At 39.6% G+C, this 14,821-nt stretch carries 9 protein-coding genes; 6 read left to right on the top strand and 3 right to left on the bottom strand.

The genetic code is table 11. The features are described 5' to 3' along the window. Positions 1 to 15: 15 nt before the first annotated feature. Together GNE10_RS05360 and GNE10_RS05355 are read right to left on the bottom strand one after the other, a co-directional pair. On the bottom strand, positions 16 to 1,260 hold the full coding sequence (locus GNE10_RS05360) for an MFS transporter (protein WP_185563988.1): 1,245 nt from the start codon (positions 1,258 to 1,260) through the stop codon (positions 16 to 18). 77 nt (positions 1,261 to 1,337) lie between these two features. After that, complete coding sequence (locus GNE10_RS05355) at positions 1,338 to 2,915, bottom strand: long-chain-fatty-acid--CoA ligase (RefSeq protein WP_185563987.1); 1,578 nt, start codon at positions 2,913 to 2,915, stop codon at positions 1,338 to 1,340. Between the two features lie 930 nt (positions 2,916 to 3,845). Here GNE10_RS05355 and GNE10_RS05350 point away from each other — a divergent pair. From GNE10_RS05350 to GNE10_RS05340, 3 genes are all read left to right on the top strand, one after another. After that, positions 3,846 to 6,398, top strand: coding sequence for a TonB-dependent receptor domain-containing protein (locus GNE10_RS05350; protein WP_185563986.1), 2,553 nt, complete (start codon positions 3,846 to 3,848; stop codon positions 6,396 to 6,398). Between the two features lie 169 nt (positions 6,399 to 6,567). Next, positions 6,568 to 7,743: an MFS transporter gene (locus GNE10_RS05345; protein ID WP_185563985.1), complete on the top strand. Its 1,176-nt coding sequence runs from the start codon at positions 6,568 to 6,570 to the stop codon at positions 7,741 to 7,743. A gap of 112 nt (positions 7,744 to 7,855) precedes the next feature. Next, a complete protein-coding gene (locus GNE10_RS05340; protein ID WP_185563984.1) occupies positions 7,856 to 10,426 on the top strand; it encodes a tetratricopeptide repeat protein in 2,571 nt (856 codons plus the stop codon). A gap of 228 nt (positions 10,427 to 10,654) precedes the next feature. On the opposite strand, the gene GNE10_RS05335 is transcribed toward GNE10_RS05340, so the two are convergent. Continuing rightward, positions 10,655 to 11,260 (bottom strand): TetR/AcrR family transcriptional regulator, encoded by a 606-nt coding sequence (locus GNE10_RS05335; protein WP_185563983.1) that lies wholly within the window; start codon positions 11,258 to 11,260, stop codon positions 10,655 to 10,657. A gap of 147 nt (positions 11,261 to 11,407) precedes the next feature. Between GNE10_RS05335 and GNE10_RS05330 the strand changes: the two genes are divergently transcribed. The 3 genes from GNE10_RS05330 (at position 11,408) to GNE10_RS05320 (ending at position 14,692) form a co-directional block, all read left to right on the top strand. Beyond that, the gene (locus GNE10_RS05330; RefSeq protein ID WP_185563982.1) at positions 11,408 to 12,595 is read left to right on the top strand and encodes an ABC exporter membrane fusion protein; all 1,188 of its coding nucleotides are present in this window, start codon (positions 11,408 to 11,410) and stop codon (positions 12,593 to 12,595) included. Between the two features lie 167 nt (positions 12,596 to 12,762). Beyond that, on the top strand, positions 12,763 to 13,938 hold the full coding sequence (gene devC / locus GNE10_RS05325) for an ABC transporter permease DevC (RefSeq protein WP_185563981.1): 1,176 nt from the start codon (positions 12,763 to 12,765) through the stop codon (positions 13,936 to 13,938). Between the two features lie 49 nt (positions 13,939 to 13,987). Further along, a complete protein-coding gene (locus GNE10_RS05320) occupies positions 13,988 to 14,692 on the top strand; it encodes a DevA family ABC transporter ATP-binding protein (protein WP_185563980.1) in 705 nt (234 codons plus the stop codon). Positions 14,693 to 14,821: the final 129 nt, after the last annotated feature.

Below are 14,821 nucleotides of genomic sequence, written 5' to 3'. Positions count from 1 at the left end.
ACCCGACTTCTATCATTAACTAATCTTACGTACTGATGAATTTGCTGCCAAACAAAGACTTGTAATCAACATAATGCTACCCGCAACAGTAAACATAATTGTCAGATTTAAATTAACTAAAATACCAGCCAAAGCAAAAGAAATAGGAGCAACACCAAAAGCAGAAAACATTCCCAAACTCATCACTCTTCCTAACATTTCCGGTTGAGTTTGTTTCTGAATCCAAGTAATTCCCACCACAGTAAAAATACAACTGCAAAATCCCAGCACGGCAATTGTTATACTAGCTAGTGCTATATTGCCAATAAAGCCAAGTAAAAATAAACCAAAGCCTTGAACACCGGCAATAGTTAACAATAAAACTCCGATGTTGGGAAGATTTTTGACAAATTGAGGTGTGAGTGTTCCAATTAACCCACCACCACCCCAAGCTGATTGCAATATTCCTAAAGCCACTGCACCACCAGGGAAACGATTATGAGCTAGTGAAGTCATCCCAACTTGTAATGGCCCAATAAATAGAAAATTGAGAATTACCATCACCAGCAAAAAGATTCTCAAAGGCTGATTGCGCCATGCGTAATCAAATCCCTCACGCATACCAGCAATCAAATTCATAGTTTTTTTAGTAGAAGCAGAATTTTGATTTAATTTTCCATGCAATACTGTTGTTCCCTTCATCAGCAAAAGCGTGATAGTTGTGATGGCAAAAGTTACCCCATCAATGACAAATGCTACTTCAATACCCGCAGTTGCAATCAGCAAACCACCCAAAGCCGGCCCAATTAGCAAAATCAGTTGGGAAGTTCCTTGGCTTAAAGTATTACTTGCGATTAACTGTTCCTTTGATACCAGACTGGGGATAATTGATTTAGATGCAGGTATAAAAAAGCCATCAAATATCCCGAAGCTAGCAGCAAAAAAATAAATATGCCATAGTTGAGTCATTTTCAGCGCAACAATTGTTGCAAATAAAACAACTAGTAAACCACGCAAAGCATTAGCAACAAACATCACTAATCGTGGTGAAAAGCGATCGCTCACCACACCACCAACCAGCATCAAGACAGCACGGGGAATTGCTGCACTCATTAACACAGTACCCAACACAATCCCAGAATTAGTTAACTGTATTGTTAACCAAGGCAATGCAACGATATAAAACTGGTCACCTAAAAGCGAAACAGTCTCCCCAATATACAAAAGTAAAAAGTTGCGTACAGTTAGCGGTTTCCAAAGCGGAACTTTAGAATTTTTCATTTCTCATTTCTCATTTCTTCCTCTACTCTGCGCTCCTTTGCGTTTAAAAATAAACCTAAACATTGGGGATACTCCCTTTAATTCACACGACGTTCATAACCTTGCCAATATTTCTCCCGAATCTTAGCCTTTTGCAACTTACCACTAGGGGTTCTGGGCAAAGATTCAGTAAACTCAACGCTTCTTGGTAACTTAAAATCAGCAATTTTACCCCGAACAAAATTAATAATATCTAATGCGCTTGCTTTCATGCCCGTTTTTAAAACCACGATCGCTTTAATTGCTTCTCCAAAATCTTCATCTGGAACACCAATTACCGCTACCTCTCTGATGGCTGGATGTTCGTATAAAATATTTTCAATTTCTGCTGGATAGACATTTTCGCCACCATAAAGAATCATGTCTTTAAAGCGATCGCAAATGTAAATGTAACCTTCTTCATCAACATAACCAGCGTCACCAGTATGAATCCAGCCATCCACCAAGGTTTTTGCTGTAGCTTCTGGTAATTTCCAATAACCAATCATATTTGCAGGAGATTTGATACAAACTTCACCCACTTCAAAGCAAGATAGTTCTTTACCTCCACTGTTAATGATGGCTATGGATACCCCAGGAAAGGGTTTACCCGCAGCTTTGAGGATATTTTTATTTGCAGATGTATGGTCTAGTGCAAGTAAAGAGACGGCACAATTGCCAGTTTCGGTCATTCCATATATTTGCACAAAATTACAATTAAATGTGGCGATCGCATTTTTCAGTGATGATTCAGCTATGGGGGAACCGCCATAAATAACGTATTCTAGTGATGAAAAATCTGTTTTTTGGCATAATGGCTCGTTCAACAAAACTTGAATCATGGCTGGAACCATAAATGTCTTAGTAATGCGGTACTTTTCAATTGCTTGCAGAACCTCATCACCGATAAAATTATCTAAGACAATATTTTCGGCTCCGGCTACTAAACCACGAATCGCCCACCATAAACTACCGATATGAAATAAAGATAAAGTCAGCAAACTTTTATCACTGGCGTTCCAATTGATCCAAGTTTGATTTCGTTGAGCAAATTCTTTGGCGATCGCAAAAAAACTATAATGTCCTAATTGCACACCTTTGGGTCTTCCTGTAGTGCCGCTAGTATACATTTGTACCGCTACATCATTGGCTGCAACAGCGATATTTACTGGCTCATCACTATGTTCCTCAGACCAAATATCATAACTCAGACAATCGCCGTCAATTTCTTCTAAGGTAATAATGGTTTTCACACCATCAATCTCATTTCTAATCGCTGCCACTAACTGATAAAATTCCGCCCCAATAAACAGAATTTCCACATTAGCATCCCTGAGAATATAGCTGATTTCCCCAGCAGCTAAACGCCAATTAATTGGTACAAAAACAGCTTTGATTTTGCAACAAGCAAATAAAATTTCATAAGTCTTCAGTGAATCCTTCGCTAATATCGCTACTCGCGCACCTGGTTGAATCCCTTGGGTTAATAATGAATTTGCAACCTGATTACTTCTTTGCTCTAATTGTGAATAAGTAAGTGATTTATCCTTAAATATCAATGCTTTAGTGTCTGGAAATAGACGTGCTTGCACGCGCGGTAAATCTGCCAACGTTGTGATTTCACTGTTATATATCATCGATATTTCTCAGAAAAATTGTTCGGGTTCTTTTGTGCAGTCCTAACAAGCTATCTGAATTTATTACTAGCAGCCACCAAACATTAAGATTTTGCTTGATTTTATTCAGATATTCAACTAATAAGAAATCGGCACAAAAAGATTCTATAGAAGACTGTTAACTGTGAACAGTCAACAATTTAACCAGGTTCCCTTATAAAAGGTTTTTAATCCAAAATTTAAAATCCTTTCATCCCAAATTAGTATAAGTTCTGCAAAACAGAAAGCCTAAGTTAATACAGATTTTAGAGCATTGTTAATCTAAAGTCTGTCAATAACAATGCGTATAAAATGACACATATAAGGTTTTGCTATTTATTTTTTTTGCTTGAATAAATCCAAAGTTAAAAAATATACTTTTTAATAAAGATACTTAATTAATATATAAACAGTATTTAAGGTTTAATAGATACCTAAATTCAATTAGCAGTTCTAATTAACACTTATTTTTTTAAGTATGTTGATTGATGATTAATTTTATATCTTTTTATTTGATTAAAAAAATTTTTTGATGTTTGACAATAAGTCAAATAAATCTTAAAGGCTTGTTTATTCAGAGTTTTTAAAGTACATCGAACAATCGGTTTTAAATATAAGAAAAACTAATCAAAAGTAAATTAATAAAAATTATTATCAAAACGCAACTTGAAAACACTATTAACTGTTGACACTCAACGACCCTAGCCGGAACAATTTCTTATTTTGAGTTCCCTAAAACTGTTTTTTAAGTTAGAACCCAATTGAGGAAGTTTGACAGTTTGTCATTTGACACTGTAACCACAAAGCCAAACAATCTAATAGATAAACGCTGGAATCAATTTACTTCTAATAGCTTGAATTTTTGTCAAATTTTATTGACAATTTGAGTTCGTTTTTAGGTGTGAGGATTGAATGAAGAAACCGTATTTACTAGACAATTTTGGACTAGCTGTCATACTAGTCATATTTATAAATCAACAAGCTTTAGCTTCCACAAAAGAAGATGGTAAAATTCTCCAGCTTTCAGATATTCAACTTCCTCATACAAGTGTAAAGGAATGGTTAGCTCAACAAGAGCAGTCTACTGTTCTAGTAACAGAGATAAAGTTGAATCAAACGGCTACTGGGTTGGAAGTGATTTTAGAAACAGCTGCATCTGACAAGTTGCAAATCACAACTCAAATTCAAGGTAATAACTTTGTTGTCAATATTCCCAATGCACAACTGCGTTTAACCAGTGGTAATAGCTTCCGTCAAGAAAAGCCAGTTGCGGGAATTACGGAAGTATTGGCGGTCAACCAAGATGCAAATAGTATCCAAATTACTGTAGTGGGAACAACTCAGACCCCAAAAGTTGAATTATTTGACAGCGATGAAGGTTTAGTTTTAGGGGTGACAGCAACAACACCTGAAACTCAAGCATCAGTTGATAGCCAAAAGCCTAATGAACCAGATATTGAACTGTTGGTAACCGCGCAAAAACGCACAGAAGACGCACAGAATACACCACTGAGTCTGACAGTAATTCCTCAGCAAGAACTCGAAGACGCTCAAATTAATTCTTTCAGTGATATCGCCAACAACACACCCAACTTTAGTTTTTTTCCCACATCTTCTGGCGCTGCGGAATTTAACTACTACAGTCTGCGGGGTTTAAGCAACTTTAACTTTCTCGCCAGTCAAGATAGCGTCGCCTTTTATATCGATGATGTGCCTTTTGATTACGGCGGCTTTTTGGACTTGGGTTTGATTGATTTACAAAGAGTAGAAGTACTACGAGGGCCACAAAGTACCCTTTATGGTAGAAGCAGTCCCAGTGGGGTGGTGAATGTCATTTCTCGTCAGCCGACCAATTCCCCGGAAATGCTATTTGCAGCTGGTTATGGCAACTATAATAGCCGAGAAGTGCAACTATCGCTTAGCAATGCGGTGATTCCTGACAAACTTGGGTTTCGCTTTGCTGGAGTCTACAGTGGACGAGATGGTTTAGTAGATAATGTGTTTCTCGATCGCACAGTTGGAGAGCGATCGCAACTAGTCGGACGAGGCCAAGTCCTGTGGACACCAACACCAGAATTAAAAGTATCCTTTAATACCTACGCCAATTACACCGATAGCGGTAATCCTAGCTTTGTTCCCCGCAACAGTGAAGATCCCTTTAAAAGCGAACAAACAGTAGATGGTTATGCGCGAGTCAGCAGCGATACCCAAGCTCTAAAAGTTAACTATGACGGTGCAGGTTTCCAACTTACTTCAATTACAGCACGGCGCTTTACTAATCAAGATAACTTTTTAGGAGATAACGTCCCTCGACGGGACTTTTTGCGGCAGATTATCGATATTAATTCCACAGTCTGGTCGCAGGAAATCCGGTTTCAGTCCCCAGAAACTGCTAACCGCTTACGGTGGCTTTTAGGTGGATACTATGAATCTCGTGAATTTAATGCCATCAATGATACGTTAGAATACACAGAAACCGGAGCCGCAGCTTTTGGCTTATCTTCTCCAGGACGCGATCGCGTGATTGCAGAACAATTTCGTAATACCTACGCGATTTTTGGACAGGTAGATTACAAACTAATTGAACCATTGACCCTATTTGCCGGTTTGCGCTATGAAGCTTCTAATATCTCCCTAGACCGCCAGCGCGTCTTTGAAATTCCCAATGGCGCAGTGCTTCCTAGCAGTCCCGAACTGCGGGGAGCCGGTCTCAAAAGCGATGAATGGATTCCTCGATTTGGATTGCAGTATCAATTCAACCCAAATTTAATGGCCTATGGCACAATCTCTAAAGGTTATCGACCAAGCGGATTCAACTACCGCGCCGACACAGAAGACACACGCCGCTATGGAGAGGAAAAGTCTTGGACTTACGAAGTCGGTTTAAAATCTTCCTGGCTAGACAATCGATTGACAGCAAATTTGTCAGTATTTCATACCAATGTCGATGGTTATCAAGTTTTACTAACTGATGACTTCGGGTTTTTCCGCAACGTCGCCAATGCTGATGTCAACATTAGCGGAGTAGAATTTGAGCTGAAAGCCACTCCTGTGAAAGGACTAGATTTAATTAGCTCGGTTGGCTATGTAGACAGTAGATTCCAAAATTATAGAAATCCATTTACTGATGTAAATTTTAGTGACAATCGCGTTCCCCTCTCACCAGAATTTACCTACAATTTAGCAGTTCAATATCGTAGTTCTGGTGGCATTTTTGCTCGTTTAGAATTACGCGGCTACGGTACAAATTATTTTGATGATGCTAATGAAATTAGGCAAGACCCCTTTGCATTGGTAAATGCTCGTATTGGTTACGAAGGGCCTAATTACGGCATTTATTTATATGCAAATAACTTGTTTGATACTCGCTATATTACCTCTGGATTCTTTTTCCCACCACCAAATGTGACAGCAGGATTTGGCGATCCGGTAACTTATGGTGTGCAATTTCGTACCAGTCTGTAACAGTTATCAAACAGAATTCAGGAGTCAGAAGTCAGAATTCAGCTTGGGGATTTTGTACGACTGGCGTATAGCGCAGCGTCAAGCCCATTCTGTATTCTGTATTCTTCTGAATTCATACTTCCAGTATTCTACCTTCTGCTTTCTGCCCTCTGCCTTTCTTTAGTAAGCTATGCTTGATAAACTGATTTTGCTAGCTAGTCTTTATACCTCTCAGTTTATACCGACAACATTTTTTCTTCAGGCATTACCTGTTTTTATGCGACAACAAAATATGTCGCTTGATGTCATTGGATTTTTGGGTTTTTTAATTCTTCCTTCGGGGTTAAAGTTTCTTTGGTCGCCATTAATTGACCGTTATCGTATAGGTAATTTAGGACATTATCGCGGTTGGATTATTTGTTTTCAATTGTTATTAGTAGCAATTATATTATTCAGTGCTTTTATTGATATTCAAAATAACTTGATTGCTTTGCTTATTTGCATGTTTTTGGCTTGTTTGTTTTCTGCTAGCCAAGATATTGCCACCGATGCATTGGCAATAAATTTACTGGAACCTCAAGAACGAGGATTAGGTAATGCAATTCAAGCAGGGGGAAATTTTTTCGGAGCAATTATTGGTGGTGGTGGGGCGCTAATTCTCTTGGAAAAAGTGGGATGGCGGTATAGTTTAATTGCAATGTCGGTTTTGATGCTGCTCAATTTAATACCAACTTTGCTTCATCAAGAACAAGCGATCGCCAAGTCAAAATTGAATAAATCTTATTTCCAAACATTTGTTAGCTTTTTCTCCCGCCCAAAAATACTGCCGTGGCTTTTCGTTGTTCTCTTGTATATGGCGGGGGAAAGTATAACGACTACCATGATTCGTCCACTTTTGGTGGATAGAGGTTTGTCTTTATCAGATATTGGTTGGTTATTGGGTATAGTTAGTTACAGTGCCCGCATTGTTCTAGCCTTGGTTGCTGGATTGATGATTACACGCTTGGGACGGAGGTATTCTTTAATTTTGTTTGGAATTGTAGCAGCCTTGACCACGCTGTTGTACATCATACCAGCAATGGGTATTGCCAGTTTGCCCGTGCTGTATGTGGTGTGCATTCTAGTGAGCGGTACTCAAAGTATGGCCTATACAGCCTTGCTTAGTGCCATGATGGATAAAAGCGATCGCTCAACTGCGGCAACTGATTATACTATTCAAGTTTCAGTCATGTTTTTAGGTGGCATTGCTGCCACAGTTCTCAGTGGAATTATTGCTCAACAAACAGGGTACACCATCACGTTTATCATCAGTGCAGTTGTGAGTTTATTTAGCGTGTTTTTGATTTACCAAGGGAGTAGGGAGTAGCAAGTCGGAAAAAAAGTCGGATTTACCAAATCTTATCCGAAATTTGAAAAGCATAACTGTAGAGTGATTTATAGTTGTCTATACAAAGTCTGAACTATCCTAGTTGTTACAAATGGACGCCCAAGCAGCATTAGCATGGTTAGACACCATAGTTCCTGCTCAAACCGGGGAACAGTTGAGTGATTTGCAAAAAGTAATTCTTGGGCAAGTTTGGTTGGGTAGGAAATACTTGGATATCGCTCGTTCTTACGGTTGTACGGAAGGACATGCTAAGGATGCTGGTTCTAAGTTATGGAAGTTGCTATCTTTGGTACTGTGCCAGAAAATTACTAAAAGTAATTGTCGTGCTGCTTTAGAACGGGTTCTGAGAAAAAGTAATACAATATCCAATTTAATTGATTGCTCTAGTAGTCCGCCAAATGAACTGAGCGGGGGAAAGGGTAAAGGGGAAAGGGAAAAGGTTTTAAATCCCTTACCCTTTACCCCTTTCCCTTTACCCAGCCCTCACCCACCATTTTCGGGTTTGCAGAGTACTAGAGTGCCACATACCGCCCCAAAAATAGAGAATAGCAATTTTATTGGACGAACAGAAGCGATCGCTCACCTGAATACTTTGGTAAATCAAGGCGCTAAAGTTATTGTCATTCAAGGTGAAGGCGGTTTAGGCAAAACTACTCTGGCGCAGCAATATCTCCAAACTCAGAATTTTGAGTTGGTTTTAGAATTGCTGATGGCTAAGGAAACGCAAAACATCACTCCCGCCGAACGAGTTGTGGAGGAATGGCTCAAACAAGATTTTGCTGAAGAACCTGGGGTAGAATTTGGGGTAACTTTAACACGACTCAAGCGCCAACTTCATAATCGGCGGATTGGGGTGTTAATTGACAATCTCGAACCTGCATTAGATCGACAAGGAGGCTTGATTGCTTCCCACCGTAACTATGTAGAGTTATTGCGGGTTTTGGCGGATGCTAGGGTGCAATCTGTAACTCTAATTACTAGCCGCGATCGCTTTTGCGAACCTGGGCTAAATGTAAATCACTACAGGCTTCCTGGTTTGGATAAAAGCACATGGCAACAATTTTTTAGCAGCCGTGGATTAGTCAGCGACTCGCCAACTTTAGAAATCATGCATCGTACCTATTGCGGAAACGCCAAAGCAATGGGAATTCTCTGTGGTTCAATTCAAGAGGATTTTGATAGCGATATGGCTGTTTATTGGCAAGAAAATCACGCCGATCCCCTCGCCGCCACCGATTTAAAAAATTTAGCAGTTAGTCAAATTAATCGTTTACAAAATCTCGATCCCCAAGCTTATCACTTGCTTTGTCGTTTGGGCTGTTATCGCTATCAAGATATACCCAGTATTCCATCTCCAGGTTTATTTTGTTTACTTTGGGATGTTCCACCAGAGCAACATCGTCAAATTATTACTTCCTTAAGAAATCGGTCTTTAATAGAGTGTGATAAAGGTAAATATTGGCTGCATCCAGTGATTCGCCAAGAAGCCATCGCCCGTTTACGCCCCAGTGATGAATGGGAAATTGTTAATCACAAAGCTGCTGAATTTTGGACTACTAGCGTTAAAAAAATTGAAAGTTTTAAAGATGCTCTACAAGCTTTAGAAGCATATTATCACTACATCGAAATTCAAGAATTTGAATTGGCAGGTAAAATAATTCTCAAAAGCCGAAATAATCAATGGCAACAGTTTTTACCTCTTGGTAGTACCCTGTATCGCATGGGTTTAATTCAACCTATACTGACGGCCATCAATCAAGTTGTTAACAATTTGGAAAATCACCAAAATCTCAGCGAACTTTACAATATATTAGGCGATTTCTACTGGATAACAGGTAAAATTAGTCAAGCGATCGCCTGTCAAGAAAAGACCATTACTCTGGCAACCCAAGCACTCAAATCACTAGTGCCTCAAATCGAAAATAAACACACAGTTTACTATCTCAGGATGCTGGAGGTAGATTCTTTGTTAAGTATTGGCCTTTATCAAATAGATTTGTGGGAATTAGAAGCAGCAACAAAGTTATTTCAACAAGTAATTTACCTAGCCCAAAATACCAAGCATCATCGCTGGGCAGAAAAAGCTTCGGTGTGTTTAGCTTTGGTATATTCTTATTTAGGTTTGCGTGAAGCTTCCTATCAATTAGCAGATGTAGTTTATGAAAATCTCACAAACCCAAAACCAGTAGAACAAACTGGCAGATTTGCTTATTTCATCCAAATTTTGGGACAAACCTACGTCAACTTAGGAGAATTTCATCGAGCCAATCAAATGTTAAACCAAGCTTTGACTTTTGCTGAAGAAAGCCACTATATGCAAGTAAAAGCCAAAACACTCAATAATTTAGCCGAAATCCATCGACACCAAGCTAATTTTGATTTAGCTTTGGCTAATCATATAGAAGCAATCGAACTTTTGGAAAAAATCGGCGCAAAATGTGACTTAGCAGAAGCTTATTTTCAATTGGGTTTAACTTATCAAACAATGGCAAAGCCTGATGAAAGTCAAAGCAATTTTCATCAAGCAATGCAGTTATTTACTGAAATCCAAGCTCCAAAGCAAGTTGAAAGAATTCAGAATTCAGAATTCAGGAATCAGAATTCAGAATTCAGGAATCAGAATTCAGAATTCAGAATTCAGGAATCAGAATTTAGAATTTAGGAATCAGAATTTAGAATTCAGGAATAGGAACTTAGGCAAAGCAGGGAGTAGGACAATTATGTTTGAAGACATTACGGATTCCAAAATCCAGGCATGTTGTCTACATAATTAAATTACTCATTTAAGCCAGTAGAAGGGGCTGCTGGGAATATCGGTTTCGTATCAAAGTCTTCTAAATTCTGAATTCTGAATTCTGAATTCTGAATTCTGACTTCTGACTTCTGATCCTCATCTAATAATTAATTTAACCAAATTATCCAACAGGCGATCGCGTTCCATCGGCACGATATCGCCACTTTGCATAATATCTCGCAAAAGCACAAAATGAACGAGTGTGCCAACAAAAGCCCGCGCTGTAACTTCAGCATCGGGAAGCCCTAGTTCTGGGTAAGAAGCTAGGTATTGCGTAAGAGATTCTAGCATCGGTTTTTCAATATTCTTGACAAATGCTCGCGCTAATTCTGGAAATCTTCCCGACTCACCAATAATAATCCTAAAAAATGTCAAAGCTTGCGGATCGTCTGCAATATGCTCCAACATCCTATTGGCAAAGGATCTCAGCAAAGAAGCCGGATCGCCTTGGGCAGATTGGATTTGTGCTGAATTAAAAAGTTCTTTTTTGCAAGCTAATTGCTGCATTAATGCTGTAAACAAGCTTTCTTTATCGGGATAACGCCTGTATATAGTTGCTTTGGAAACACCCGCCGCTAGTGCAATTTTATCTATTCTGGCAGCTGCATAGCCGTTTTCTAAAAACTCTTGCATTGCCCCATCCAGAATCATTTCAGTTTTTTCGGGAGATAAATCCCGCTCAATACTCTTAGATTTGCTCATATCTTGATTTTATAAATAAACTAGCAAACTGATTCACATATATTTCCAGCATACACTTGACAAGACGAAACAGTTTCGTTTAGCTTGAGAATGTACACGAAACGAAACGGTTTTGTCTAGCTATCAAATCTAACTAGGAGCTTACTCATGCTGCAAAACTTACCGGGTAGCGTCACCTCTGCAAAATCTCGTCAATGGTTTGGAATTGCTGCTGCGTTAATTATTGTGGGTGGAACTTCTGCTTACGTACTGTCGCGATCGCCATCACGGCAACAGGTACAAAATCCCAATCCAGCCATCGCTTCACCGGAAATCACCACAGTAACAGCATTAGGGCGATTGGAACCTCAAGGAGAAACAATTAACTTATCAGCACCTACAGCTAATAACGGTAATCGAGTAGAAAAATTGTTAGTTAAGGAAGGCGATCGCGTCAAGGCAGGGCAAATAATTGCAATTTTAGATAACCGCGATCGTCTTTTAGCAGCATATCAGCAAGCGCAGGAAGATGTAAAAGTTGCCCAAGGGAAACTTGCGATTACCAAAGCTGGAGCTAAAACCGGAGAAATCAACGCTCAACGTGCCGAAATTGACCGTTTAGAAGCACAACGACAAGGAGACATTGATGCTCAAGTGGCAACAGTGGCTCGGTTAACATCAGAATTGACAAATGCACAGACACAATACAACCGCTATCAATCGTTGTATCAAGAGGGTGCAATTTCCGCAGCCGATAGAGATACCAGACAGTTAAGTCTAGAAACTGCCCAAAAGAATTTGCAAGAAGCCAAAGCAGTATTAGCGCGGATTCAATCCACCAGTCCAGCGCAACTCAATCAAGCCAAAGCCAATCTAGACCGGATTGCAGAGGTGCGCCCAGTGGATGTAAAACAAAACCAAGTAGAAATCGATCGCGCCATTGCAGCCATGAAACAAGCCGAGGCGGAACTGAATCAAGCCTCAGTGCGATCGCCCATTAATGGTGAAATTCTAGAAATTCATACCCGCGCCGGAGAAGTCGTTGGTAATGATGGGATTGTGGAAATTGGGCAAACTCAACGCATGTATGCAGTTGCCGAGGTTTATCAAAGCGACATTAGTGACGTAAAAATTGGACAAAAGGTGCGAGTAACTAGCGATTCGATTCCTGGGGAATTGCTGGGAAAAGTTGAACGTATTGGTTCTCAGGTGAAACGCCAAACCATTGTTAATACCGACCCTAGTACTAATATTGATGGCAGAGTCATTGAGGTGCATGTGGCTTTAGATGCGGCATCAAGTCAAAAAGCTGCTAAGTTTACCAATTTACAAATTACAGCAGAAATTGAAAAATAATATTTTTTATCCAATACAGTTGAGTTAAGCATTTCTCTCTTCTCTCTGTGTTCTCTGCGGTTCCTTAAAAAAAGAGAAAATCCAGACTCCGATTCAGCAACTCCCAAAATCTATCTTAATTACGAATTACGTTAGCGGAGCGGGGCATTAGCCCATTACGAATTATTATGATTGGATTTATACATCAACTCCAACGCCGAACACCCCTTGGATGGCTGCAACTAAGTAAAGAAAAAGGCCGCCTTTTAGTAGCATTATCAGGCATTGCCTTTGCTGATGTCTTGATGTTTATGCAACTTGGTTTTCAAAGTGCATTGTATGATAGCAACACCAAACTGAGCCGCACTCTCAACGCAGATATTGTATTAGTTAGTCCCCAAGCGCGGAACACACAAAATTTAGGCACGTTTTCACGGCGACGTTTGTATCAAGCCAAGGATATTTCGGGAGTTAAATCAGCACAAGCGTTTTATTCCAATACTATTACTTGGAAGCATCCCGAAACTCGCAAAGATACATCTATGCAAGTGATTGGATTTGAGCCGGAACAACCAGCTTTAAATTTACCAGAAGTCAATCAGCAATTAAACAAAATCAAATTGCCAGATCGTGTATTATTCGATCGCAATTCTAGAGGAAGTTATAAAGATGCCATTGCTCAAGTTGAACAAGGAAAAATTGTTAGCACCGAAATTGAGCGCCGTACCGTTACTATAAGTGGATTATTTACATTGGGAGCATCCTTTGGTGCGGATGGAATTTTGATTGGTAGCGACCAAACTTTCTTACATTTCTTTCCTCGACGAGAAGCTGCTAGCATCAACTTGGGATTAATTACCCTCCAACCAGGTTACGAACCCAAACAAGTTGCTACTGCCTTAGATTCTCATCTGCCCAATGATGTCAGAGTACTTACTAAACAAGAATACATTGAATTTGAGCAGAGCTACTGGCAGAAAGAAAGCCCCATTGGATTCATTTTTGGATTAGGAACAGCGATGGCATTTGTAGTGGGTGTTGTCATTGTTTATCAGGTACTTTCAACTGATGTCAACACTCACCTCAAAGAATATGCAACTTTTAAAGCAATGGGATACCGGAATCAATACCTGCTGGCGGTAGTGTTTGAAGAAGCAATTATTTTGGCGCTTTTTGGTTTTATTCCTGGTTTTATTTTACCAATTGGACTTTATAATTTAGCAGCAAAAGCCACTGCGCTACCTATTTTAATGACAGCCTCAAGAGCAACACTCGTTTTAATTTTAACGATTATTATGTGTGGAATTTCGGGAGCGATCGCCACTCGCAAGCTGCAATCTGCTGACCCTGCTGATATGTTTTGAAATTTGGGCATTGGGCATTACTAAATAGCACATTGTAAAGGGGAATTTTATGAATAATAAACCAGTAATTTGTATCAATAATCTCAACCATTATTTTGGTCAGGGCCAATTAAAAAAACAAGTTTTATTTGACATTAACCTAGAAATCAATTCTGGTGAAATTGTCATTATGACCGGGCCTTCTGGTTCTGGTAAAACCACGTTATTGACTTTGATTGGTGGACTGCGTTCTGCTCAATCTGGTAGTTTGAAAGTCTTAGAAAGAGAACTTTGTGGTGCGAGTGCAGAAGAATTAACCATAGCACGACGCAACAATGGTTATATTTTTCAAGCACACAATTTACATAACAGTTTAACTGCTTTACAAAACGTAAAAATGGGGTTAGAACTACACAAGCATTTATCATTAAAAGACATGCAAGAGCGTTCTGCCCAAATGTTAGAACACGTTGGTTTAGGGCATCGTCTTAACTATTATCCCGATGATTTGTCAGGTGGACAGAAACAAAGAGTGGCGATCGCTCGTGCCTTAGTGAACCGTCCTAAAATCGTTTTAGCCGACGAACCAACCGCAGCCTTAGATAGCAAATCTGGTCGAGATGTAGTCAACCTAATGCAGACATTAGCCAAAGAACAAGGTTGCACAATTCTACTCGTCACCCACGACAATCGAATTTTAGACGTTGCCGATCGCATCGTCAAAATGGAAGACGGCAAATTAACCGACAACGCAGTTTTGAGTGCAGCTGCTTGATTGATAAACTTGTACCCCAGCCCTTAATCTAATAGGGAAGGGGGAAGGGGGAAGGGAAGATCCCTCCTTGTTCCTTTTTTCTACCCGAAGGGGTTTGCCCCATGCCCCATGCCCACCTTTTTTATCAGG

The organism is Nostoc sp. 2RC (genome assembly GCF_014222165.1).
Taxonomy (GTDB): domain Bacteria; phylum Cyanobacteriota; class Cyanobacteriia; order Cyanobacteriales; family Nostocaceae; genus Nostoc; species Nostoc linckia.
Note: the sequence above shows the minus strand (reverse complement) of the source record. Positions and strands in the feature narration are given on the sequence as shown.

Coding starts and splice junctions, on each gene's coding strand:
- GNE10_RS05355 (WP_185563987.1), bottom strand. CDS start 2,915: ATGATATATAACAGTGAAATCACAACGTTGGCAGATTTACCGCGCGTG.
- devC (WP_185563981.1), top strand. CDS start 12,763: ATGATTGGATTTATACATCAACTCCAACGCCGAACACCCCTTGGATGG.
- GNE10_RS05320 (WP_185563980.1), top strand. CDS start 13,988: ATGAATAATAAACCAGTAATTTGTATCAATAATCTCAACCATTATTTT.
- GNE10_RS05330 (WP_185563982.1), top strand. CDS start 11,408: ATGCTGCAAAACTTACCGGGTAGCGTCACCTCTGCAAAATCTCGTCAA.
- GNE10_RS05340 (WP_185563984.1), top strand. CDS start 7,856: ATGGACGCCCAAGCAGCATTAGCATGGTTAGACACCATAGTTCCTGCT.
- GNE10_RS05360 (WP_185563988.1), bottom strand. CDS start 1,260: ATGAAAAATTCTAAAGTTCCGCTTTGGAAACCGCTAACTGTACGCAAC.
- GNE10_RS05335 (WP_185563983.1), bottom strand. CDS start 11,260: ATGAGCAAATCTAAGAGTATTGAGCGGGATTTATCTCCCGAAAAAACT.
- GNE10_RS05350 (WP_185563986.1), top strand. CDS start 3,846: ATGAAGAAACCGTATTTACTAGACAATTTTGGACTAGCTGTCATACTA.
- GNE10_RS05345 (WP_185563985.1), top strand. CDS start 6,568: ATGCTTGATAAACTGATTTTGCTAGCTAGTCTTTATACCTCTCAGTTT.